Origin of the sequence: Micromonospora sp. NPDC048170 (assembly GCF_040652795.1) — a bacterium.
Taxonomy (GTDB): domain Bacteria; phylum Actinomycetota; class Actinomycetes; order Mycobacteriales; family Micromonosporaceae; genus Micromonospora.
The window spans coordinates 93948-116313 of record NZ_JBEZMR010000008.1; the positions used below are offsets into that span (position 1 = coordinate 93948).

Here is a 22366-nt window from a genome sequence, read left to right on the forward strand (position 1 = left end):
GGCTCAGGCCTCGGAGTCGACAGCGCGCGCGAGAATGTCGCGGCCCTCGTCGGTGCCGTCGAGCTGGCGGTTCCAGCGGTGGGTCACCTTCCAGCCCTCGTCGGTGCGGGTGAACTCCCACCGGTTGGAGCCGGTGCGCCAGATCCGGTAGCCGTTCTCGTCGGGAGCCTTGAGCACGAGCTGCGAGTAGTTCGTCACGACGGCCCGGTCCCCGTCGACGACGATGTGCGGCAGGCCCATGAGGTGGGCGGCGCCGGAGTGGATCAGGGCCTGGTGCTGCTCGCCGACCACCATGCCGCGCAGCGCGTCCCGGCCGTTGAGCACGACCGGGTAGGTGTCGTACACGCCCTCCTCGGTCCACATCTGGGCGGTGACCTCGGCTGAGCCGCTGTCCACGGCGGGGCCGTAGCCGGCGACGATCCGCCACAGGGTGAGCTGGTCCTCGGCGGCGGCGAGGCGCCGTTCGGCCTGTTCGAGGCGCGCCTCGAGCAGGGCGAGCCGGTCGGGCTGCGAGTCGGTCATGGTGGGTTCCTCTCGGAGGGGCTTCTCGCGGGCCGAGCCGGCCAGTGGCTGACCCGGTCGGTGGCCGGTCAGGTCGTGGACGTGTTCGTCTCGAAGCGTTCCGGGGTGAGCTCGCGCAGCGCGGCCATCTGCTCGAGGTGGTGGGCCGCCGAGGTGGCCACGAGGCTCACGTTGACCGCGGTCGCCCCGACCGCATCGGCCGTGTGCAGGCGTTCGCGGGAGCCGTCCGGGTCCCCGAGCGGGTCCAGCGGCGGGATCTGCAGCACGAGGTCGAAGTCGTCCGGACGCTCCACGGAGGTCCACAGGCGGGTCAACTCCTGCGGCCCGAGGCCGAACGGCGCCCACCCGGTGCCGTGCGCCACGGCGCGGCGCAGCGAGCGGCGGGTGCGCCCACCGAACCACAGCGGCACCGCTGTGCGCGGCGCGTGCGGTTCGACGACGAAGTCGGTGAACGTGAACCGGGGTCCCTCGTGGTGCGGCACGGCACGGCCCCATGCGGCGCGCAGGGCCGCGATCGCCTCGTCCGCGACCGCGCCGCGTTCGGCGAACTCGGCGCCGAGCAGATCGAACTCCTCTTCGAGGCTGCCGACACCGACCCCGAGGATGACGCGCCCGCCGCTGAGCAGGTCGAGGGTGCCGTAGGTCTTGGCGAGGGCCAACGGGTGGTGGTAGCCGATGACGACGACGTTCGTCGCGAGCCGGACGCGGCGCGTCGCCGAGGCGAGGAACGACAGCGTGGCCACGGGGTCGAAGTACGTCGCGCCCCGCTCGACGGCGATCGGGGCGGGCACCGCGACGTGCTCGCTGCACGTCAGGTGGTGGTAACCCAGGTCGTCGGCGGCGCGGGCGATGGCCAGCAGCGCGCCGCCGACGTCGGGGCCGGCCAGGACGTCCCGCTCCCAGGCGGCAGCGGTGCGCGGGTGCTGGACGACGACCGGGGTGAGCAGCCCGATGCGTGCGGTCATGGCAAGGTCTCCGATCCGGCGCCGCCGCGCGTCGCGCTGGTCGCCTCGTCGCTGGGGCCGCCGGTCGCGGGCGGGTCGCAGGCGGTGGTACTCGTCGGGATTCTCCGGAGGCGTACGAGCAGCGCGCCGAAGTCCTCGTCGTCGTCCGGGTCGAGCGGCAGCCCGAGCCCGAGCCCGTCGGCGAGCCCGCCGTAGGCCTGCTCGAGTACGTCCGGCAGCTCGGCATAGGTGCCGTGCGGGATGAGCGTGGCCAGGGTCTCGTCGTCGAGGGTGTCGGCGAGTCCCGCCCAGCGCCCGGAGGCGGCCATCTCGGCGAGCCGTTCGCCGACCCGGCCCAGGCCGAGCCGGTCCAGGGTCGTGCGGTAGGCCGGAGTGGAGAAGAGGAACGCCAGCTCCTGGCGGGCGGAGTCGCGACTCGCGGCGAGTGCGGCCTGCGTCGGACCGGTGATCGACTTGGACACGACGACAACCCGAGGGATCCCGGCGCGTCCGGCCCGTCGGGCCCCGGCGCGGAGTGCGGGGAGCACGACCGTGCGCAGGTGACTCGGGTGCGAGTTCGTCGCGTGGGTGACGAAGCCGTCGGCGAGTTCGCCGGCCACCTCGCAGACGCGCCGGTTGACCCCGCCGGTGTAGAGCGCCGGGGCCGCGGTCGACAGCGGGCCGGGGTTGAAGTAGGGCTGGAGCCGGGTGAAGCGGTAGTGGCTGCCCTCGTGCTCCAGGGGCCCGCCCGTGGTGAACGCGGCGAAGATCGCCCGGATCGAGGCGAGGTAGTCGCGCAGGTTTTCGGCTGGCCGGTCCCACGGCACCGAGAAGCGGCCGACGATGTTGCCGCGTACCTGGGTGGCCAGCCCGAGCTGGAAGCGACCCTCGGAGAACCGCGCGAGGTCCCATGCGGCGTATGCGGTCACCATCGGGCTGCGGGGGAACGCCAGCGTCATGCTGGTGCGCACGGTGATCCGGCTGGTGTGCTCGGCTGCGAGCAGGGCGACCGCCAGAGAGTCGTGCGTCGTCTCGGGGACGTGCACGGTGTCGAAGCCGAGCCGTTCGATGCGCGCCACGACTGCGGGCACCTCGCGCAGCGCCGTCGTCGCCGGCAGCGTCGTGGCCAGTTCCATCCGGGTGGCGGGCACCTGTGGTGCCGTCATGGGATGCGGCCCGCCAGGGCGGCGTCGACGACCTCGTCGCCACTGACGATCCGGGCGAGCTTCTCCAGCCGGGGCGCGCGGCGCAGGTGCGCCCCGCCCTCGACTGGCAGGCACGCGCCGGTGATCCACGAGGACTCGGGACCGCACAGGAAGCGGACCGCGGCGGCGACGTCCTCGGCGCGTCCGACCCGCGACAGGGGTTTCTCGGCGACGGTCGCGGCGGCCAGCTCGGGGTCGGCCAGCAGCAGGCCCGGGTTCTCCCCGTCGGTGGCCACGATGCCGGGGCGCACGACGTTGACCCGCACCGCGAGGTGGCCGAGCTCGTCGGCGGCGACCCGGACGAGCGCCTCGAGCGCGGCCTTGCTCACCGAATACGACGGCATGAACGGGAAGGAGTGTCCGCCCGCGCTCGAGGAGGTGCACACGATCGAGCCCCCACCGTGCGCGGCCAGGGCCTGTCCGCCGTGCCGGATCGCGTGCAGCGCGGTCGTGACGTTGCGCCGGAAGTCGTGTTCGAGGGTCTCGGCGTCGAGGGCGAGCACGGGACGGAAGGTGCCGCCGCCGACCGTCGTGACGACGGCCGCCAGCGGGGTCTCGTCGGCGACGCGTACCGCGGTGGCCACGTCCTGCTCGAGGGTGGAGTCGCCGACGCTGACCCGCACCGGCAGCGCCCCGGGAGCGGCTGCGGCGATCGTCGCGGCCGCCGCCCGCAGCGTCGCCTCGGTGCGCCCCATGATCGTTACGGCGGCCCCGTCGGTGGCCAGCGCGGCGGCGATGGCGCGGCCGAATCCGCCGCCCCCGCCGATGACGAGCGCACCGTGGCCGGCGAGCGGACCGGGTGCGGCGCTGGTCGGGTCGGGACTCGTGCTCATGCCTGCTCCCTCGGGAGTCGTCGGAACTTGTCCTGCGTCGACGGGTCGTCCATGAGCACGAAGGTGCCCGTGGCCGTGACGCACGTCAGGTCCCCGACGCGCAGCTCGCCGGAGCTGCGCACCTTGCGCCCGTCGCGCCCGTCGTGCCGGGCCAGGATCGTGATCGTCGAGCCGATCGGGATGGCCGCGCGGAAGGAGACGTCGAGCCCGACGGTTACCGCGGCATATCCGGCGCGGGCGTTGGCGATGCCGAGGGCGTGGTCCATGAGCATGGCCGAGGTGCCGCCGTGTACGTGCCCCGGGGGCCCCTGGAAGGCCAGCCTCAGGGTGACCTCGCCGCGCAGTGAGCCGTCAGGCTCGACCCAGAGACTCACCGGCGGCGACAGCGGGTTCTCGGTGCCGCCGGCGGGGTCGAAACGGCCCGGGCCGGGCTGGCGCCACATCGTCGCGATCCGCTCGGGAAGGTCCGGGGCGTGGGCGTCGATCCGGGCGGTGAGCACGTCGAGGTCGGCCACGATCCGGTCGGCGTCAGCGTCGATGGCCCCGCCCGCGCGGGTGATCGCGTCGACGAGCCGGCGGGTGGCTGAGGCGACGGCGTCGATGCCGGTGTCGCGGGGCTGTGCCGTGGCGAGGGTGGCTTCCACCGGGCGGACTCCTTTGGCCGGTCAGGGCAACCAAGCGCTTGCTTGACCGACCTTAGCCATCCGGCGGCACCCTGGCAACGGTTGCGCCCTGACGTCGTCCCCCTTTGGTCGCGGTGGCGTCCGCCCCGTTGACGCACCCGCATCCTGCCCTTACCGTTCCCAATCGAGCGCTTGGTTGGATCGCGGGGTGGCATCACGCCGGCAGCCTCGTGGGACGCCGGCGCCGATCAACCCCAGGCGCGCACCACGCCGCCGACGCCATCCATCACCCATCGTGACCACCGCGCCCACACGGCCACTGCCGAACGGCCGCCGGCACCCAGCCGCCCCAGGCGCCGGGGCCCGCCGGCGGCCGCGGAGCCGCTCCCGGCTCGGACCGCAGGTCAGGAAAGGAGCACCGTGTCTCGCCTCCCGCACCACCGACGCCTCGCCGTCGTCGCCGTCAGCCTGCTTGCCACCCTCGCCGTCGGAGCCTGCTCCGGCAGCCCGACCAGTAACCCCGGCGCCACCGGTGCCGCCACAGGTGAGATCGACCCCAACGCCGTCCTGCGGGTCACGGCCTCGTCTCCGTTCCAGAACCTCGACCCGGCCCAGCCGGCCCCCGGCGGTTACCCCTACCTCACGCTGATCTACGACCGGCTCACCATGGTCGACTCCAAGGACGAGATCGTCCCCGGCCTGGCGGTCTCGTGGACCTACGCCAAGGACGGCTCCTACCTCGAGCTCGCCCTGCGCGACGACGTCACCTTCCACGACGGGACGCCCTTCGACGCCAACGCCGTCAAGGTCAACATCGAGCGCGGCCAGACGCTGCCGACGAGCACCATCAAGCAGGACCTCGCCGACATCACCGGCGTCACCGTCGTCGACGCGCGCACCGTGCGCCTCAACCTCAAGCCGGGCACCGGCGCGGTGCTCCCCTCGGCCCTGGCCACCGCCGCCGGCATGATGGTCTCGCCCAAGGCGATCGCCGACGGCGTCGACCTCAAGCGCGCCCCCGGCAACGCCGGCTCGGGCCCGTACGTCGCCACCGAGTTCGTGCCCAACGAGAAGTACGTCCTCAAGCGCGCCGAAGGCACCTACTGGGACCCGAACGCCGGGCGCCTCGCCGGGATGGAGATCACCCGCGTCCCCGAGGGCGCCACCCGGCTCAACGGCGTCATCAGCGGTCAGACCGACCTCAGCTTCGTCTCCTCGGCCAACGAGGTCGTCCAGGCCCGCCAGTACGGCGAGGCCGGCCAGCTCAAGGTGACCACCCGCCCGTTCCGCAACGTCCTCGGCGTCCTGCTGCGCGCCAACATGGGCGACCTCAAGGACAAGCGGGTCCGTGAGGCCATCGCACGCTCGGTCGACCCGGCCGCCATCCGCGCGCTCTTCGCCGACACGTGCACGCCCACCCGCAGCATCTACCCGGGCAGCCCGTGGGAGGACCCGGCGGCGACCTACCCGTACGAGTTCGACCTGGCCAAGGCCAAGGCGCTCATCGCCGAGGTCGGCGGGGCCAAGGTGTCGATCAGCTTCTCCGCCGGCACCAACACCGAGCAGCCCGCCACCGCCATCCAGGCCGCCATGTCCCAGGCCGGCATCGACGCGAAGCTCAACCCGACGCCGAACTCCGAGACCGAGGCCCGCTTCATCGCCGGCGACTTCGAGCTCGAGGTGTCCAACACCTTCAACCCGCGCCTCGACCCGGCGGGCACGGTGAACAACTACCTCACCGGCAACTACAAGCTCGCCACCGACCCCGAGGCCATCGCCCCGATCGCGGCCAAGGCCGCCGACCCCCGCTCCAGCGTCGAGGAGCGCGCCAAGCAGTACCACCAGCTGTGGGAGCAGCTGTTCACCGAGGCGTGGTTCATTCCGGTCTGCAACCTCACCAACGCCACCATCGCCTCCCCGAAGGTCGTCGGGGCCGAGCAGCTGCCGTGGACCAACCTCGGCCTGTTCGACCTGCGCACCGTCGCGATGACTAAGGGCTGAGTGTCAGGTCCCCACCCGTTGGCCGGCCGGTCGCCCACCGCGACCGGCCGGCCCGAAGAAAGGTAGCCAGAGTCAGTGACCCGTCCCACCGCAGCCACCCCCCTCCTGCCAGCTCTGTCCCGCTTACTCGACGAGCAGCCGGGCCTCGCCCTCACCCTCGCCGGCACCCCGTTCACCGTCGCTGAGCTCGATGCCGCGTCGCGTCGCCTCGCCGGGTTCCTCGCCGACCGCGTCGCTCCCGGCGACCGCGTCGTCATCCTCGCCCGCAACGGCCGCCTGGCCCTGCTCGCCTGGTGGGCGACGACGCTCTGCGGCGGTTTCGCCGCTCCGCTCAACACGAGCAACCGCGGCCCCGTACTGGCCCACCAGGTGCTCGACGCCGACCCGGTCGCGATGATCGTCGAGGACGAGTTCGTGCCCGTTCTGGACGACGCCCTCGTCGGCACAGGGCTACGGGCGCCGGTCCTCGTCGGCGCCCCCGAGGGCGGCCGGCTCTCCTCGGGCCCGGTGCCCGCCTGGGCCACCGAGGTCATCGACTTCGACGCCGCCGTCGCCGAGGGCTCGGCGGTGACGACCACCCCGGACCTCGACGCGTATGCCACCAGCCACCTCATCTACACGGCCGGCACGACCGGACCCTCCAAGGCGTGCATGGTCAGCCACGGCTTCGTGGCGAACATGGCCCGCCAGATGCACGAGAACCTCGAGCGCCACTCCGGTGACGTCCTGTGGTCGGCGATGCCGCTGTTCCACATGGCCGCCGTCGGGCACGTCATGGGCTCGCTCCAGCTCGGCTCGGCCATTGACCTCGCGCAGCGCTTCTCGGTCAGTGGCTTCTGGGACGAGATCCTGCGCTCCCGCGCGACGATGGCCGCGCTCATGGGCTCGATGCTGCCGATGATCGTCGGCGCCCCCGAGTCCGAGGCTGCCCGCAAGGCCTTCGGCCAGCTGCGCGTCGTGTCCGGCTCGCCGGTCACCGCCGACCTCGCTGCTCGCTGGACCGAGCGCTTCGGCGTCGAGCGGGTCGGCTCGGGCGCCTACGGCCTGACCGAGGCCAGCCTGATCACGCTCACCCCGCCGGGGGGGTACCGCGCCGGGGCCGCCGGCAAGGTCAACGAATCCTTCGAGGTGCGCATCGTCGACGAGCACGACAACCCGCTGCCCGTCGGCGAGGTCGGCGAGATCGTCGCCCGCCCCACCCGCCCGGCGATCATGTTCAACGGATACTGGCGCCAGCCGGAGAAGACCCTGGAGGTCTTCCGGGGCCTGTGGTTCCACTGCGGTGACTACGGCCGTCTCGACGAGGACGGCTACCTCTACTTCGTCGACCGCGGCAAGGACTACCTGCGCCGCGGCGGCGAGAACATCTCCAGCTTCGAGATCGAGGGCGTCGTCGCGGCCCACCCGGCCGTCGGCGAGGTCGCCGTCCACGCGGTTCCCTCCCCCCTGGCCGAGGACGACCTCAAGGTGACGGTCGTGCCCGCGCCCGGCGCGCAGATCGACCCCGCAGAGCTCTTCGAGTGGTTGCACCCGCGGGTTCCGCGGTATGCCGTCCCCTCCCACATCGAGGTCCGCACCGAGCTGCCCAAGAACGCCGTCGGGCGGATCCTCAAGCGGGTCCTGCGCGACGAGGGCGTGACCCCGCAGACGTGGAGCACGGACCCCCGCGCCGTGACCGGCAACCCGGTCCCGGCCGGCGCCGGGAAGCAGTCGTGAGTGCCACCCCCGGCCCGGTCACCGGCCAGCGGTCCGCGGGGCCGCTGGCCGGCCTGCGTATCCTCGAGCTCGGTGGGCAGGGGCCGGTGCCGTTCGCGACGATGATGCTCGCCGACCTCGGTGCCCAGGTCGTGCGGGTCGACCCGCCCGGCGAGCCCGATCGGCGGGAGCGCGCGCAGGTCAACGCGATCGACCGCGGTCGTACGACCGTCACGCTCGACCTGAAGTCCGAGGCCGACCGGCTGCTCGTGCACCGGCTGCTCGCCGACGCGGACGTGCTGCTCGACCCGTTCCGTCCCGGGGTGCTCGAACGTCTCGGCCTGGACCCGGTCGAGCTCACCGAGCGGTACCCGCGCCTCGTCGTGGCGCGGATGACCGGCTGGGGCCAGGACGGCCCCCTCGCCGCGGCCGCCGGGCACGACCTCAACTACATCGCCGTCTCCGGGGTGCTCGACACGATCGGCCTGCCCGACGCCGGCCCCGTCGTGCCGCCGATGTACCTGGCCGACTTCGCCGGCGGCGGCATGGTGCTGGCCTTCGGCGTCCTGGCCGCCCTGCACGAGCGCGTCTCCTCCGGGCGTGGGCAGGTCGTGGACTCCTCGATGCTCGAGGGCAGCGGGCTGCTCACCGTCGTCATCCACTCGATGCTCTCGCGGGGTGCCTGGAACCTCACCCGTGGAACGAACTACCTCGACGGTGGGGCGCACTTCTACCGGGTGTACCGCACCGCCGACGACAAGTTCATGTCGGTCGCGGCCATCGAGGCGAAGTTCTACCGCACATTCCTGCTCACCCTCGGCCTCGATCCGGAGGACGGGCCGGGGCAGTTCGACGAGTCGGGGTGGGCCGGCTGGGCCGGGCGGATCGCGCCGGTCTTCGCCGAACGCACCCGGCGGGAGTGGAGCAGCGTCTTCGAGAGCGTCGACGCGTGCGTGCATCCGGTGCTGGACGTCGCCGAGTCGGCCGAGCACCCGCAGGTGCGTGCCCGGGGCGCTGTCGTCGAGGTCGAGGGGGTCGCCCAGCCGGCCCCGGTGCCCCGCTTCTCGCGGACGCCCGCCGGGATCCCGCGGGCCCCGCGCCGCCGTGGTGAGGACACCGACCGGGTGCGCTCGGCGCTCGCCGGGGCCAGCCCGTGGGAAGCCCTGTCAAGGCCTTGACCTGCGTCACACCCGACCTTACGATCTCGACCAAGCGCTTGCTTGTTGCCGCTGATCCGCATTCGACGACGAACGAGACGGAGCGACGTCAATGACGACTCAGACCCCGGTAGCCCGAACCTCGGGGCCCGCCGTCTTCGGTGACATCGTGCGCGGGCGCACGGGTGACGACCACCCGGGCCTCCTCTTCGAGGGCCGCACCATAACCTGGGGCCAGGTCGTGCAGGAAGCCGCCGACCGGGCCGCCGCCCTGGCCGACGTGCCCCGGCCCGCGGGCAGGCCGCTGCACCTGGGGGTGCTCCTGGAGAACACCCCCGACCACGTGTACTGGATCTGTGCGGCCGCGTTGTCCGGCGCCACCGTCGTCGGGATCAACCCGACCCGACGGGGCGCCGAGCTGGCCCACGACGTGCGGCACACCGACTGCGACCTGCTCATCACCGAGGACCGCCTCGCCGGCCTCGTCGACGGGCTCGACCTGGGCATCCCCGCCGAGCAGGTGCGCAACATCGACTCCCCGGAGTACGCCGCCTGGCTGGCCCGGCACGCCGGCGCGCCGGTGCCCGTCGACGAGGTGGACCCCGGCGCCAACCTGCTGCTCATGTTCTCCTCGGGCTCGACCGGGGCACCCAAGGCGGTCATCTGCTCGCACGGGCGCCTCGCCGCGGTCTCCGAGGCGCTGCTGGCCCGCACCGAGCTGACCCGCGACTCGGTCAGCTACCTGTCGATGCCGCTGTTCCACGGCAACGCCGTCATGCTCAACCTCGGGCCCGCCATGGTCTGCGGCGCGACGATCTGCATGGTCCGCAAGTTCTCCGCGTCCGGCTTCGTGCGCGACGTGCACGAGCACGGCGTCACCTACTTCAACTACGTCGGCCGGGCCCTCGCCTACGTCCTGGCCCAGCCGGTCGACCCGCGCGACGCGACGAGCACGCTGCGCCGCGCCGTCGGCACCGAGGCCTCGGCCGCCGACATCGCCCGCTTCACCCGGCGCTTCGGCGCCGTCATCTCCGAGGGCTACGGCTCCAGCGAGGGCGTCATGCGGATCAACCGCACCCCCGAGACGCCCGACGAGGCGCTCGGCGTGGCCGTCGCCGGCGCCGAGATCAAGGTCATGAACGAGGCCACCGGGCTGGAGTGCCCGCCGGCCAGGCTCGACGGAACCGGGCGGCTCGTCAACGCCGAGGAGGCCATCGGCCAGCTCGTCGGAGTCGGCATGGCTGCCCGGTTCGAGGGCTACTACAAGAACCCCGAGGCCGCCGCCGAGCGGATTCGCGGCGAGGACTTCTGGTCCGGGGACCTGGCCTACCGCGACGCCGACGGCTACTTCTACTTCGCCGGCCGCTCCTCGGACTGGATCCGCGTCGACAGCGAGAACTTCGCTGCCGGACCCGCCGAGCGGATCATCGAGCGCTGGGACCGGGTGGCGGTCGCCCCCGTCTTCGCCGTGCCCGACCCGCGCACCGGCGACCAGGTCATGTGCGCGCTCCAACTGCGTGGCGGCGCCAGCTTCGACCCCGAGGCGTTCACCGCCTTCCTCGACGAGCAGGCCGACCTCGGCACCAAGTGGCGGCCCCGCTTCGTGCGGATCGTCACCGAAATCCCCACCACCGGCAACAGCAAGGTCGCCAAGCAGGTCCTGCGCCGTGCCGCCTGGGTCACGACCGACCCCGTCTACGTCCGGGACGGGGCGTCCACCGCGTACCGCCCGCTCACGACGGCGGACGTCCAGGACCTCGAGAAGCAGTTCGCCGACAACGGGCGCACCGCGCTCCTGCCGACCACCTGACCCGCCGGCCCGCCCGGCACACCGACGGGCGCACGCCCCGAGAAGAGGACATCCATGTACCTGGAGTACACCCCGGAGCATCGAGAGCTGAGCCGGGAGCTGCGCGCCTACTTCGCGCGCCTGCTCACGCCTGAGGTCCGCGAGGCGCTCGGCGGCACCAACGAGGACCGTCCGGCCTACCGCGAGATCATCCGTCAGATCGGCAAGGACGGCCTGCTCGGGCTCGGTTGGCCCAAGGAGTTCGGCGGCCAGGGCCGCCCGGCGGTCGACCAGTACATCCTCTTCGACGAGATCAACCGCGCCCAGGCGCCGTTCCCCTTCGTCACCATCAACAACATCGGCCCGATGCTCATGCGCTACGGCACCGAGGAGCAGAAGCGCACCTACCTGCCGGGCATGCTCACCGGCGACGTCATCTTCGCCATCGGCTACAGCGAGCCGGGCTCCGGCACCGACCTCGCCTCGCTGGGCGCCAGGGCCGAGGCCACGCCCGAGGGGGGCTGGGTCGTCAACGGCCAGAAGGTCTTCACCAGCGGCGTCAGCCAGGCCGACTTCGTCTGGATGGCCGTGCGCACCGACCCCGACGCCCCGAAGCACAAGGGCATCACCATCCTCATCGTGCCGACGTCGGACCCCGGCTTCAGCTGCACGCCGATCGCCACCAGCGGCATCACCCACACCAACGCCTCCTACTACGAGGACGTGCGCGTCGGCCCCGAGGCCCTCGTCGGCGAGGTCAACGGCGGCTGGCGCCTCATCACCGGCCAGCTCGGTCACGAGCGAGTGGGCCTGGCCGCCATGGGCGGGCGTACCGAGCAGCTGTGGACCGACGTCGCCGCGTGGGCGGCCGAGCCCGACGCCGACGGGATCCGCGTACTCGACAAGCCGTGGGTGCGCACGGAGCTGGCCCGCGACTACGCCGAGCTGACCGCGATGCGCCTGCTCAACTGGAAGATCGCCGTCGTGGAGGAGGGCCAGAACCCGGCCCCCGCCGCCGCGTCGGTCGCCAAGGTCTACGGCACGGAGACCCACGACCGGGTCTGCCGCAACCTCGTCTCCGTCGTCGGGCCCCGCGCGACGCGGCGACCCGGCGCCCCGGACGCCGTCCTCGGCGGACAGCTCGAGGCCTACACCCGCGGCTCCTACATCAACACCTTCGGCGGCGGCACCAACGAGGTGCTGCGCGACATGATCGCGGTCGCCGGCCTCGGCATGCCGAGGAAGGGACGGTCCGCATGAGCAGCACGACGCAGATCCCGGCCCCCGACGCCACCGACGACGAGGCCTTCCTCGCCCGCCTGCGCGAGTTCGTCGGCCTCGAGGCCACGCCCACCCGCTACGCCCAGGACGCCGTCAACCAGGCGATGATCCGCCACTTCGTCGAGGCGATGGGTGACGAGAACCCCGTCTACGTCGACGAGCGGGCCGCCCGTGACACCGGCCGCGAGGGTGTCGTCGCCCCGCCGCCGATGCTGTCCACCTGGCTCATGGTCGGATACAAGGCCCACACGGCCGCCGCCGCGGGCGCCACGCCGGACACCCCCATGGCCCGGCTGCTCGCGATCCTCGCCGAGGCCGGCTTCGTCGGGGTCGTCGCGACCAACGACGAGCACGAGTACGTGCGCGAGCTGCGCCTGGGCGACGAGATCAAGATGGCGACGGTCATCGAGGACGTCTCCCCGCGCAAGACCACGGGTCTGGGCACCGGCCACTTCATCACGACGCTGCGCACCTACACCGACCAGGACGACGAGGTCGTGGCTCGACAGCGCTTCCGCATCCTGCGCTTCGACCCGTCCGGCGCCAAGCCCGCGGCTCCGGCCGCCGCCGACCCGGCACTGCGGCACAAGCCGTTCATCCTGCGCGACAACGCCTTCTGGTTCGAGGCCGCCGCACAGCGTCGCCTCGTCATCCAGGCCTGCACCGACTGCGGCACGCTGCGCCACCCGCCCGGCCCGATCTGCCCTTCCTGCCACTCGTACGCGTGGCACGAGGTCGAGGCGAGCGGACGGGGCACGGTGCACAGCTACGTCGTCAGCCACCACCCGAAGGCTCCCGGGTACGACTACCCGCTCACCGTCGTGCTCGTCGACCTCGAGGAGGGCACGCGCCTCGTCGCCGACTTCGTCGGCAACGCCGACGAGGTCGAGATCGGCATGCCCGTGCAGGTCGACTGGCTCGACTACGACGAGAACCTCACCCTGCCGCGTTTCCGGGCCGCGACCTCCGCATCGGAGCCCGCCGAAGAGGAGAAGAACTGATGGACTTCCAGCTCGCCGAGGACCAGGTCACGGTCAACGACCTGGCGCGCGACGTCTTCTCGCGCAACGGCGACCCGCAGCGACTCTTCGACATCGAGGCCGGGCAGGACCGCTTCGACCGCGTCCTGTACCGCGACCTTGCCGAGTCCGGCGTCCTCGGGCTGCTCGTGCCCGAGGAACACGGCGGCGCCGGGCTGGGCCTGTGGGAGGTCGCCGGGGTCTTCGTCGAGCAGGGCCGCACGCTGGGCACCGTCCCGCTGTGGGAGACCCTTGTCGGCGGCGTCCTGCCGCTGGTGCGCTACGGCGACGCCAAGCAGCAGGCCGAGTGGCTGCCCCGCGTCGCGGCCGGGGACACGGTTCTCACCGTGGCCGTCGACGACCTGGCCGACGCCCGGCCGTACGGCGCCCGCGTCCGCGCGCGGTCCGGCGCCGAGCCCGGCGGTGCGGGGGTCACCCTGAGCGGCACCGCCGTCGGCGTCCGCTCGGCGCACCTCGCCGACGCGATCGTCGTCCCGGCCACCGACGAGGAGGGCACGGTCGGGCTCTACCTCGTGCCGACCGCTGGCGCCGGGGTGCGCCGCGAGACCTTCGAGCGCACCGACCGGGGACTCGCCTCCGACGTGCACCTCGAGGGCGCCGCCGCGGAGCTGCTCGCCGAGGGCCCCGGGGAGGACCGGATCGACTGGCTGCTGCGCCAGGTCTGGATCGCCGTGGCCGCCCTGCAGAGCGGCATCAGCCAGGCCGCCGTACGCCAGGCCGCCGACTACACCTCCGGGCGCGAGCAGTTCGGTGTGCCGATCGCGACCTTCCAGGCCGTCGCCCACCAGATCGCCAACTGCCACATCGACACCGAGGCGATGGAGGTCACCTACCTCAACGCGCTCTGGCGCGAGACGACCGCGCGGCCGTCTCGCGCGGCCGTACACGTCGCGAAGCACTGGGCTGCCGAGGCGGGCGACCGCGTCGCGCGCACCGTGCAGCACGTGCACGGCGGCATGGGGGCCGACGTCACCTATCCGATCCACCGCTACATGCTCTGGACCACCCAGCTGGCCAACACCGCCGGCTCGGGGGCCTGGCACCTGCAGCAGCTCGCGGACCTCGTCGACGCAGGGGAGCAGCTGTGAGCGGCACGCAGATCACCATCGAGCAGGTGAGCCTCGGCGACACGCTGCCGGAGCTCGAGATCCCGCTGACCCGGACCCTCATCGTCGCCGGCGCCCTCGCGACCCGCGACTACGAGGACGTGCACCACGACCCGGCCCAGGCCGAGCGTCGCGGCACCCCCGACACCTACATGAGCATCAACAACACCAACGGGCTCGTCGGCCGCTACGTCACCGACTGGGCCGGCCCCGCCGCGCGCATGGTGCGCCTGAGTACCCGCCTCGGGGTGCCGAACTTCCCGGGGGACGTGATGCGGCTGACCGGGGAGGTCGTCGGCGTCGAGGAGGACACCGTGCGCGTCGCGGTGCGTGGCATGAACAGCAAGGGCGCGCACGCCATCTCCGAGGTGACCGTGCGCCTGCCCCGCGGAACGGAGCAGTGACGTGACGTCCAACTTCCTGTCGGGGCGCACCGCGATCGTCGGCATCGGCGCGACGGAGTTCTCCAAGAACTCCGGCCGCAGCGAGCTGCAGTTGGCCGTCGAGGCCGTCTCGGCCGCCCTGGCCGACGCGGGCCTGAGCCCCGCCGACGTCGACGGCATGACGACCTTCACCATGGAGACCAACCCGGAGAACATGGTCGCCCGCAGCCTCGGCATCCCCGAGCTGAAGTTCTTCTCCCGGATCCCCTACGGCGGTGGTGGCGCCTGTGCCCCCGTCCAGCAGGCCGCCATGGCCGTCGCGAGCGGCGTCGCCGACGTCGTCGTGGCCTACCGCGCCTTCAACGAGCGCTCCGGCGTCCGTTTCGGGCAGGGGCCGCCTCCGGCGAAGACCCAGGCCACCTCGGACAACGAGTACCGCTCCTGGGTCAACCCGTACGGCCTGCTCACCCCGGCCCAGCACACCGCGATGTTCGCCCGTCGCTACATGCACGAGTACGGCGCGACCAGCGAGGACTACGGCCGGGTCGCCGTGCTCGCCCGCAAGCACGCCGCGAACAACCCCAAGGCGTGGTTCCACGGCAAGCCGCTCACCCTCGAGGAGCACCAGGCCTCCCGCTGGATCGCCGAGCCGCTGCACCTGTTCGACTGCTGCCAGGAGACCGACGGCGGCCAGGCGATGGTCATCGTCAGCGCCGAGCGCGCCAAGGACCTGCCCGCCACCCCGGCCTACATCGTCGGGGCGGCCCAGGGCCTGGGACCGGACCAGTACCAGATGGTCAGCTACTACCGCGAGGACCTGACCCGGATCCCCGAGGTCGAGCTCTGCGCCCGGCAGCTGTGGGCCCAGTCGGGCCTCGGACCCGCCGACATGGATGCGGCGATCCTCTACGACCACTTCACCCCGTACGTGCTCAACCAGCTCGAGGAGTACGGCTTCTGCGGTCGCGGTGAGGCCAAGGACTTCATCGCCGACGGCAACCTCGAGGTCACCGGCTCGCTGCCGACCAACACCCACGGTGGCCAGATCGGTGAGGCCTACCTGCATGGCACGAACGGCGTCGCGGAGGGCGTCCGCCTCGTCCGGGGGACCTCGACCAACCAGCCCGACGGTGTACGCAACGTCCTCGTGACGGCGGGCGTCGGGGTTCCGACCAGCGCACTGATCCTCTCCGCGGAAGGCTGAGACGCCGGCCACCACCACAGACCCTGAAGGCCGTCAGCGACCCACGGATCCCGACCGGCAGCCGCCGAACGGGCAACACCACCTCTCGATCAGCCGGAACGATTCGGCTCGCGTTTTGGAAGGATGAGAATGGGCGTCAACAACAAGGCCAGGAGTCGTCTGGTCGCGCTGATCGCCATCGGGGCTCTCGCTGTGGCCGGTTGTGGCTCACCGGACAGCTCCGGCAGCACCAGCGCTGGGCAGGGCGAGATCGACACCTCGGCCGTGCTCAAGTTCGCGTCGGCGGGTCCGCTGCGCGACCTCGATCCGGCCCTCCAGACGAGCTACGGCGGCTGGGGCTACCTGTTCCTCGTGTGGGACCGGCTGACCATGCTCGACAAGGACGACAAGATCGTGCCGGGCCTGGCCAAGGAGTGGAACTTCGTCGAGGACGGCAGCGTCCTCGAGCTCAAGCTGCGTGACGACGTGAAGTTCCACGACGGCACGCCGTTCGACGCCGAGGCCGTCAAGGTCAACATCGAGCGGGGCAAGACCCTCCAGGGCTCGACCCTCAAGGCCGACCTCGCCGACATCGAGTCGGTCGAGGTCGCCAACGCGACGACCGTGCGCCTCAAGCTGGTCAAGGGCAGAGGCGTTCAGTTGCCCGCGTCCTTCACCGGCACGGCCGGCATGATGGTCAGCCCGAAGGCCGTCAAGGACGGCGTCAACATCAAGAGCAACCCCGGCAACGCCGGCTCCGGCCCGTACATCGCCACCGAGCTCGTGCCGCAGGAGAAGCTCGTCCTCAAGCGGGCCGACAGCTACTGGGACCCGAACGTCGGGCGCCTCGGTGGCATCGAGCTGCAGCGTGTGCCCGACGCCGCGGCCCGCCTCAACGGCCTGCAGAGCGGCCAGGTCGACCTGGCCCCGCTCAGCTCGGCCGGTGAGATCGCCACGGTCGAGAAGATCGTCACCCCGGGCAGCGGTCTGCAGCAGCACCAGGTGAAGTTCAAGAACCTCGTCGGCGTCTACATGCGCGCCAACAAGGGCGACGTCGCCAAGCCCGAGGTCCGCCAGGCGATCGCCCACGCGGTCGACCCGGAGGCGATCAGCGCGCTCTTCAGCGGCTACTGCACGCCGACGCGTCAGCTCGTCCCTGAGACGGACCCGAGCCGAATCCCGAACTACACCTACCCGTACGAGTTCAGCGTCGACAAGGCCAAGGCGCTGGTGCAGCGGGCCGGCGGCGCCAAGGTGTCCGTCACCTTCGCCGCGGGCACGAACGCCGAGCAGCCCGCCAACGTCGTGCAGGCGTCGCTGCGGGCCGCCGGCATCGACGCGACGCTCAACCCCGTGCCCAACACCGAGAACGAGCCGCGCTTCATCGCCGGCGACTTCGAGCTGATGGTCGCCACGTCGTGGAGCCCGAAGGCCGACCCGGCGGCGACGGTGAACAGCTACCTGCTGAACACCTACAAGCTCGCCGCGGACCCCTCGCTCGTCGCGGCCAAGGCGGCCGAGGCCGCCAACCCCGCGCTGTCGATGGACAAGCGCGCCCCGCTGTACCACGACATCTGGAAGACGACGCTCGAGCAGGGCTGGTACGTGCCGCTGTGCAACCAGACCAACGCGAACGTCGCGAAGTCGAACATCGTCGGCATTGACAACATCCCGATGTCGAACATCGGCATCTGGGACCTGCGCAACATCGCCGTCAAGAAGTAACCGTCGAGCCTGACCACCCGGTGGTGTCGCCGCCGGGTGGTCAGGGCCACCCGCTGTGGCCGGGGCCGGCAGCGACACCAGCACGGTCTCGCCGGCACCAGGCCGTGCGGGGCTCACTCCCAGGCACGTGCCACGCTCAGAGCCGAGGTAAGAGATGCTCCGATACGCCAGCAGGCGACTGCTCGCAGCGATACCCCTGCTGTTCTTCGTCCCGTTGCTCGTCTTTGCTCTGATCGAGCTCGCGCCGGGGGACCCGGCCACCATCCTCGCCGGCGAAGAACCGACCCCGGAACGCATCGCGGTGATCCGCGAGGAACTCAACCTCAACGATCCGCTCCTCCTTCGCTACCTCCAGTGGATCGGCGACGTCCTCCAAGGCAACCTCGGCACGTCCTTCGTCTCGGACCAGAGCGTGACCGACCTGCTGACGCGACGGATGGCGACGACGATGTCGCTGGTCCTCGTCGCGATGATCTTCGCGATCCTGCTCGGTGCCACCCTGGCGCTCGTGGCCACGCTGCGCTCCGGCGGCATCGTCGACCGGGTCGTCAACTGGTTCGCGTCGATCTCGATCGCCATCCCGGGCTTCTGGTTCGGCCTCGTGCTCGCCTCGGTCTTCGCGGTCGGGTTGCAGATGTTCCCGGCGTTCGGCTACCAACCGCTGTCCGACGGTTTCTGGCCGTGGCTCTCGCACCTCGTCCTGCCGGGCATCGCCCTCGGCCTGCTCCCCGCCGCCGAGGTGACCCTGCAGCTGCGCTCGGCGCTGGGGCAGGTCATGAAGACCGACTACGTCCTCAACGCCGAGGCCAAGGGGCTGTCGCGCGCCAGCGTCGTGTTCAAGCACTCCCTGAAGAACGCGTGCATCCCCGTCGTCACCGTCCTCGGCTTCCGTGTCGCGGAGGTCCTCGCCGGGTCGGTGACCATCGAGATGATCTACAACATGCCGGGCCTCGGGCGCACCGCCGTCGAGGCCGTGCAGGGGCGCGATGTCCCAGTGCTGCTCGGCTTCGTCCTGTTCAGCACGACGATCGTCGTGCTCGTCAACCTCATCGTCGACATCTCCTACGGCTACTTCAACCCGAAGGTGCGGTCATGAGCGCGAACCAGACCCCCACGGCTCCGGTGCCGGGGAACGACTCGCACAACGCCAGCGGTCTCGCCGAGGTGCCCAGGGCGGCCATCGGCACGGGTGACCCGGAGCCGGTCGCCGCCCCCGGCATCCTCAAGAGCATCGTGCGTCGCCCCGCGACGATCGTGGCCGGCGTCTTCCTGGCCGTGCTGACCCTCATCGCGATCTTCGCCCCGGCCCTGGCGCCGTACGACCCCGACGTGCAGAACCTGCTGCAGCGGCTCAAGCCACCGAGTGCCGAGCACTGGCTGGGGACCGACGACTACGGCCGGGACGTGCTGAGCCGGCTCATCTTCGGGGCGCGGGTCTCGCTGTGGGCGGCGCTGCAGGCTGCGGCCGTCGCGCTCGTGCTCGGCCTGCCTCTCGGCATGATCGCGGGCTACCGCGGCGGCTGGGTCGACGCGATCCTCACCCGCGTCATGGACGCGCTCATGAGCGCCCCGTCGCTCGTGCTGGCCATCACCATCGTCGCGGTCCTCGGCGCCGGCATCACCAACGCGATGCTCGCCATCGGCCTCGTCATGGCCCCGCGCTTCTTCCGGGTGGCCCGCGCCGGCACGATGGACGTGCGGCACGAGACCTACATCGAGGCCTCGATCGCTCTGGGCTGCAGCACCCTGCGCACCGCGGTGCGGCACGTGCTGCCCAACGTGCTGCCGCCGATCATCCTCGTCACCTCGGTATCGTTGGGTACCGCCGTCGCGGCCGAGGCGAGCTTGAGTTTCCTCGGGCTGGGCGTCCAGGCCCCCGCGGCCAGCTGGGGCTCGATGCTCTCGACGGCCTCCTCGAACATGCGCCTCGCGCCGTACCTCGTGTGGCCGCCCGGCGTGATGATCTTCCTCGCCGTCCTCGCCTTCACCTACCTCGGTGACGGTGTCCGTCGCGCCCTCGTGCGCACCCGGTCGGGCAATTGACCGGCCCGGCAACCACCAGGAGCTGACATGGCACGTGAAACAGCACCCGGCGTGATCGCCGGCACCAGGACCGCCGCCACCGGCGGGGCGGCGGACCTGCTGCGCGTGGAGAACCTGAACGTCCAGTTCCCCGCACCCGCGGGTGGGTGGCAGACGACCGTCCAGGACGTCTCGTTCTCGCTCAAGCCGGGAGGGTCGATGGCTCTCGTCGGCGAGTCCGGGTCGGGCAAGACGGTGACCTCCATCGCGGTGATGGGCCTGACCGGGGCGACCGGCGGGCGGATCGCCTCGGGCCGGATCGTCTTCGACGGCGTGGACCTCACCGCGGGCACCCAGAAGCAGTGGCGGGACCTGCGTGGCCCGGGCATGGGCATGATCTTCCAGCAACCGATGCGCAGCCTGAACCCGGCCTTCACCGTCGGGGACCAGATCGCGGAGTCGGTGCGCAAGCACCTGGGCATGAACCGTAAGCAGGCCCGGGCCCGCGCCGTCGAGATGCTCGAGATGGTGCAGATCCCGCGGGCGGCGCAGCGGGTCGACGAGTACCCGCACGCGTTCTCCGGCGGCATGTGCCAGCGCGTCATGATCGCGATGGTCATGGCGTGCAACCCGCGCCTGCTCATCGCCGACGAGCCGACGACGGCGCTCGACGTGACGGTGCAGGAGCGGATCCTCGAGCTGTTGCGCGACCTGCAGGAGCAGACCGGTGTGGCGCTGCTGTTCGTCAGCCACGACCTCGCGGTGGTGGCCGAGCTGTGCCAGGAGATCGTGGTCATGTATGCCGGCGAGGTGGCCGAGAACGCGCCCTCGGAGCAGCTGTTCTTCAACCCGCGGCACCCTTACACCTCCGGCCTGATCGGTTCGATTCCGAAGCCGGGCCTGAGCACCGACCGGCGGCTGCGCGCCATTCCCGGTGGCATCCCGGCCCCGGGCGCCTGGCCGCACGGGTGCCGGTTCAACAGCCGATGCGAGTACGCCGAGCCGGGCCGGTGCGACGTGGCCCACCCGAGCCTGGTCCGTCTCGACGGCGCCGCCGAGCACCATGCGCGGTGCGTGCGCGCCGCGGAGCTCTCTCTGGATGGAGTGACGGTCTGTTAACGATCCCCACGGATGGATCCGGGGGATTTTCCTCCGGGGCCAGGCCCTGGATTCCCAGCTCGGACCGCACCTGATCCACCGTCGCGGAAGGAGGCGATCAGATGTCTTACGTCGTCGGCACTGGCACGGTCGCGTTCGGCCGTGGCGAGGATCGTCCTCGCGGCGTTTCGGTCGCGGCATGCGGTATAGCCGCATGCTGCGCACTCGAAGGTACGGATACCCAGTCCGAGGCGAAGATTGGCTCTCTCGCCGCACTCGGAGCAGGTCATCGTGGTGTAGGCGGGCGGTACCAGCACCACCTTGCGGCCTGCCCGCCTACCACGCTCGATCAGTTCTTTCTTACACGCGCCGATTGCCGCGTCGGCCGCTTTGCGGGCCATTGTGGTGCGGGCGAGGAATTTCGGTTTGAAGTCCTCAACCGCGATCAGCGCGTGGTGGTCAGTGACGTTCTTGGCCCAGACGCGGGCGTCGTGGGTGTTCTGTCGGGCGGCCTTCTTCGCGACCCGGGCGGCCTGCCGCTTCGCGGTCTGGTAGCCCTTCGACGGGGCGTGTCCCTTGGGACGACGGCGGCGGGCCATCTTGCGCTGGGCCTTGGCCATCTCGGCGGCGCACCGGCGGCGATGGCCGAGGTTCGGCAGGTCGAACGCCGGGTCTGTCGTGGCGGCGGTGGTCTTGACGCCCCAGTCGACGCCGATACCCGGCGAGTCCGACTCGGGTGCGGTGGTGATCTCACGGCGGACCACGAACGAGGCGTACCAGTGGCCGAGGGTGTCTTGGTAGACGCGCACGCTGGTCGGCTCGGACGGCAGTTCCCGCGACCAGACGACCGCGACGGTCACCTTGCCCGGCAGGCACAGCCGGCCGTCTTTGATCCGGAAGCCGCGGGTGGTGTACTCCAGGGTCGGCAGCGAGTCCTTGAGCCGCTTGACCTTCGGTCGGCCCCGGCCCTTGACCTTGAACGAGTGGTCCAGGGCGGCACCATAGGTGCGCAGTGTCTGCTGCTGTGCGACCTGCGATCCCTCGCGCAGCCAGGCATTACGGCTGCGGGCCTCGGTCAGCAGCTTCGACAGCTTCCCGAACGTCGGCTTGCGGCCGGTCTTCTGCTGGTGCACAGCTTCGTTCCACAACCACCGGCACCGGCCCCACTCGTCGCGCAGTGCGGCCTGCGCGATGCGGCCGGGCCGCAGGCGATAGGTGTAACGCACCGTCTCGCCCATACCGGACACTATACACCACAAAGCTATATAGTCCCGGCATGGACGAGGTCAGGTCGAACAATACCGTCGTGTACCGCTGCCACTACCACGTCGTCTGGTGCCCGAAGTACCGGCGCAAGGTCATCGACGGCAAGGTCGACGAGCGACTCAAAGAGATTATCCGCGAGGTTTGCGTCGAACGGAACGCACCGATCGAGACGATCGAGACGATGCCCGACCACGTACACCTGCTCGTGGTCGTGGACCCGCAGTACGGCATCCACCGCCTGGTCAAGCAGATCAAAGGCCGATCCTCCCGTCTGCTGCGCCAGGAGTTCCCGCACCTCAAGTCCCGGATGCCAACCCTGTGGACCAACTCGTACTTCGTCGCCACAACCGGCGGCGCCACTCTGGAGGCGGTCAAGAGGTATGTCGAGAACCAGCGCAACGTGTGACCAGACACCCATCCGCCTTGGCCGCGAATGGGCTATTCCTGACCTGATCCGCAGGGGTTCCGTTTCCTCCCCACGGCCAAAGCCGAG

20 protein-coding genes are annotated in these 22366 nt (G+C 71.3%); 14 read left to right on the forward strand and 6 right to left on the reverse strand.

Features of this window, described 5'->3' with window-relative positions; all coding sequences use genetic code 11:
* Positions 1 to 3: 3 nt before the first annotated feature.
* The 5 genes from AB0D32_RS14060 to AB0D32_RS14080 form a co-directional block, all read right to left on the reverse strand.
* Positions 4 to 522: a nuclear transport factor 2 family protein gene (locus AB0D32_RS14060; protein ID WP_357089255.1), complete on the reverse strand. Its 519-nt coding sequence runs from the start codon at positions 520 to 522 to the stop codon at positions 4 to 6.
* 68 nt (positions 523 to 590) lie between these two features.
* On the reverse strand, positions 591 to 1487 hold the full coding sequence (locus tag AB0D32_RS14065; protein ID WP_357089258.1) for an LLM class F420-dependent oxidoreductase: 897 nt from the start codon (positions 1485 to 1487) through the stop codon (positions 591 to 593).
* Positions 1484 to 2632, reverse strand: a complete 1149-nt coding sequence (locus AB0D32_RS14070) for a TIGR03617 family F420-dependent LLM class oxidoreductase (protein WP_357089261.1) — start codon at positions 2630 to 2632, stop codon at positions 1484 to 1486. Before AB0D32_RS14070 ends, AB0D32_RS14065 begins: the two co-directional genes overlap by 4 nt.
* Complete coding sequence (locus tag AB0D32_RS14075; protein WP_357089265.1) at positions 2629 to 3504, reverse strand: SDR family oxidoreductase; 876 nt, start codon at positions 3502 to 3504, stop codon at positions 2629 to 2631. The genes AB0D32_RS14070 and AB0D32_RS14075 overlap by 4 nt, the downstream gene beginning before the upstream one ends.
* Entirely contained in the window at positions 3501 to 4148 is a 648-nt protein-coding gene (locus tag AB0D32_RS14080) for a PaaI family thioesterase (RefSeq protein WP_357089268.1), read from the reverse strand. The genes AB0D32_RS14075 and AB0D32_RS14080 overlap by 4 nt, the downstream gene beginning before the upstream one ends.
* Before the next feature lie 399 nt (positions 4149 to 4547).
* Here AB0D32_RS14080 and AB0D32_RS14085 point away from each other — a divergent pair, with 399 nt between their 5' ends.
* The 13 genes from AB0D32_RS14085 (at position 4548) to AB0D32_RS14145 (ending at position 20628) form a co-directional block, all read left to right on the forward strand.
* Positions 4548 to 6128, forward strand: coding sequence for an ABC transporter substrate-binding protein (locus AB0D32_RS14085; RefSeq protein ID WP_357089270.1), 1581 nt, complete (start codon positions 4548 to 4550; stop codon positions 6126 to 6128).
* Between the two features lie 75 nt (positions 6129 to 6203).
* Positions 6204 to 7844: an AMP-binding protein gene (locus tag AB0D32_RS14090; protein WP_357089273.1), complete on the forward strand. Its 1641-nt coding sequence runs from the start codon at positions 6204 to 6206 to the stop codon at positions 7842 to 7844.
* Positions 7841 to 9001 carry a CaiB/BaiF CoA-transferase family protein gene (locus AB0D32_RS14095; RefSeq protein ID WP_357089276.1) on the forward strand — a complete coding sequence of 387 codons (1161 nt, stop codon included), beginning with the start codon at positions 7841 to 7843 and terminating at the stop codon, positions 8999 to 9001. Before AB0D32_RS14090 ends, AB0D32_RS14095 begins: the two co-directional genes overlap by 4 nt.
* Positions 9002 to 9092: 91 nt before the next feature.
* The gene (locus AB0D32_RS14100; RefSeq protein ID WP_357089279.1) at positions 9093 to 10790 is read left to right on the forward strand and encodes an AMP-binding protein; all 1698 of its coding nucleotides are present in this window, start codon (positions 9093 to 9095) and stop codon (positions 10788 to 10790) included.
* Between the two features lie 54 nt (positions 10791 to 10844).
* On the forward strand, positions 10845 to 12029 hold the full coding sequence (locus AB0D32_RS14105; RefSeq protein ID WP_357089281.1) for an acyl-CoA dehydrogenase family protein: 1185 nt from the start codon (positions 10845 to 10847) through the stop codon (positions 12027 to 12029).
* Entirely contained in the window at positions 12026 to 13051 is a 1026-nt protein-coding gene (locus tag AB0D32_RS14110) for a MaoC family dehydratase N-terminal domain-containing protein (RefSeq protein WP_357089283.1), read from the forward strand. The genes AB0D32_RS14105 and AB0D32_RS14110 overlap by 4 nt, the downstream gene beginning before the upstream one ends.
* Positions 13051 to 14178 carry an acyl-CoA dehydrogenase family protein gene (locus tag AB0D32_RS14115; protein ID WP_357089286.1) on the forward strand — a complete coding sequence of 376 codons (1128 nt, stop codon included), beginning with the start codon at positions 13051 to 13053 and terminating at the stop codon, positions 14176 to 14178. Before AB0D32_RS14110 ends, AB0D32_RS14115 begins: the two co-directional genes overlap by 1 nt.
* The gene (locus tag AB0D32_RS14120) at positions 14175 to 14600 is read left to right on the forward strand and encodes an acyl dehydratase (protein ID WP_357089289.1); all 426 of its coding nucleotides are present in this window, start codon (positions 14175 to 14177) and stop codon (positions 14598 to 14600) included. Before AB0D32_RS14115 ends, AB0D32_RS14120 begins: the two co-directional genes overlap by 4 nt.
* Position 14601: 1 nt before the next feature.
* Positions 14602 to 15783, forward strand: coding sequence for a lipid-transfer protein (locus tag AB0D32_RS14125; protein ID WP_357089291.1), 1182 nt, complete (start codon positions 14602 to 14604; stop codon positions 15781 to 15783).
* Between the two features lie 129 nt (positions 15784 to 15912).
* The gene (locus tag AB0D32_RS14130; protein WP_357089295.1) at positions 15913 to 17487 is read left to right on the forward strand and encodes an ABC transporter substrate-binding protein; all 1575 of its coding nucleotides are present in this window, start codon (positions 15913 to 15915) and stop codon (positions 17485 to 17487) included.
* A gap of 154 nt (positions 17488 to 17641) precedes the next feature.
* Positions 17642 to 18583 carry an ABC transporter permease gene (locus tag AB0D32_RS14135; protein WP_357089298.1) on the forward strand — a complete coding sequence of 314 codons (942 nt, stop codon included), beginning with the start codon at positions 17642 to 17644 and terminating at the stop codon, positions 18581 to 18583.
* The gene (locus AB0D32_RS14140; protein WP_357089301.1) at positions 18580 to 19530 is read left to right on the forward strand and encodes an ABC transporter permease; all 951 of its coding nucleotides are present in this window, start codon (positions 18580 to 18582) and stop codon (positions 19528 to 19530) included. The genes AB0D32_RS14135 and AB0D32_RS14140 overlap by 4 nt, the downstream gene beginning before the upstream one ends.
* 27 nt (positions 19531 to 19557) lie before the next feature.
* A complete protein-coding gene (locus AB0D32_RS14145) occupies positions 19558 to 20628 on the forward strand; it encodes an ABC transporter ATP-binding protein (RefSeq protein ID WP_357089304.1) in 1071 nt (356 codons plus the stop codon).
* Here the strand turns inward: AB0D32_RS14145 and AB0D32_RS14150 are convergent.
* Complete coding sequence (locus AB0D32_RS14150; RefSeq protein WP_357089307.1) at positions 20625 to 21845, reverse strand: transposase; 1221 nt, start codon at positions 21843 to 21845, stop codon at positions 20625 to 20627. The two genes, AB0D32_RS14145 and AB0D32_RS14150, sit on opposite strands and share 4 nt — an antisense overlap.
* 38 nt (positions 21846 to 21883) lie before the next feature.
* On the opposite strand from AB0D32_RS14150, the gene tnpA reads away from it, so the two are divergent.
* Positions 21884 to 22279, forward strand: coding sequence for an IS200/IS605 family transposase (gene tnpA, locus AB0D32_RS14155; RefSeq protein WP_357089309.1), 396 nt, complete (start codon positions 21884 to 21886; stop codon positions 22277 to 22279).
* Positions 22280 to 22366 lie beyond the last annotated feature (87 nt).

Bases quoted from the DNA above. Each gene is read 5' to 3' on its own strand.
- AB0D32_RS14100 (WP_357089279.1), top strand. From the start codon at position 9,093: ATGACGACTCAGACCCCGGTAGCCCGAACCTCGGGGCCCGCCGTCTTC.
- tnpA (WP_357089309.1), top strand. From the start codon at position 21,884: ATGGACGAGGTCAGGTCGAACAATACCGTCGTGTACCGCTGCCACTAC.
- AB0D32_RS14105 (WP_357089281.1), top strand. From the start codon at position 10,845: ATGTACCTGGAGTACACCCCGGAGCATCGAGAGCTGAGCCGGGAGCTG.
- AB0D32_RS14135 (WP_357089298.1), top strand. From the start codon at position 17,642: ATGCTCCGATACGCCAGCAGGCGACTGCTCGCAGCGATACCCCTGCTG.
- AB0D32_RS14110 (WP_357089283.1), top strand. From the start codon at position 12,026: ATGAGCAGCACGACGCAGATCCCGGCCCCCGACGCCACCGACGACGAG.
- AB0D32_RS14060 (WP_357089255.1), bottom strand. From the start codon at position 522: ATGACCGACTCGCAGCCCGACCGGCTCGCCCTGCTCGAGGCGCGCCTC.
- AB0D32_RS14140 (WP_357089301.1), top strand. From the start codon at position 18,580: ATGAGCGCGAACCAGACCCCCACGGCTCCGGTGCCGGGGAACGACTCG.
- AB0D32_RS14145 (WP_357089304.1), top strand. From the start codon at position 19,558: ATGGCACGTGAAACAGCACCCGGCGTGATCGCCGGCACCAGGACCGCC.
- AB0D32_RS14075 (WP_357089265.1), bottom strand. From the start codon at position 3,504: ATGAGCACGAGTCCCGACCCGACCAGCGCCGCACCCGGTCCGCTCGCC.
- AB0D32_RS14115 (WP_357089286.1), top strand. From the start codon at position 13,051: ATGGACTTCCAGCTCGCCGAGGACCAGGTCACGGTCAACGACCTGGCG.
- AB0D32_RS14150 (WP_357089307.1), bottom strand. From the start codon at position 21,845: ATGGGCGAGACGGTGCGTTACACCTATCGCCTGCGGCCCGGCCGCATC.
- AB0D32_RS14130 (WP_357089295.1), top strand. From the start codon at position 15,913: ATGGGCGTCAACAACAAGGCCAGGAGTCGTCTGGTCGCGCTGATCGCC.
- AB0D32_RS14065 (WP_357089258.1), bottom strand. From the start codon at position 1,487: ATGACCGCACGCATCGGGCTGCTCACCCCGGTCGTCGTCCAGCACCCG.
- AB0D32_RS14070 (WP_357089261.1), bottom strand. From the start codon at position 2,632: ATGACGGCACCACAGGTGCCCGCCACCCGGATGGAACTGGCCACGACG.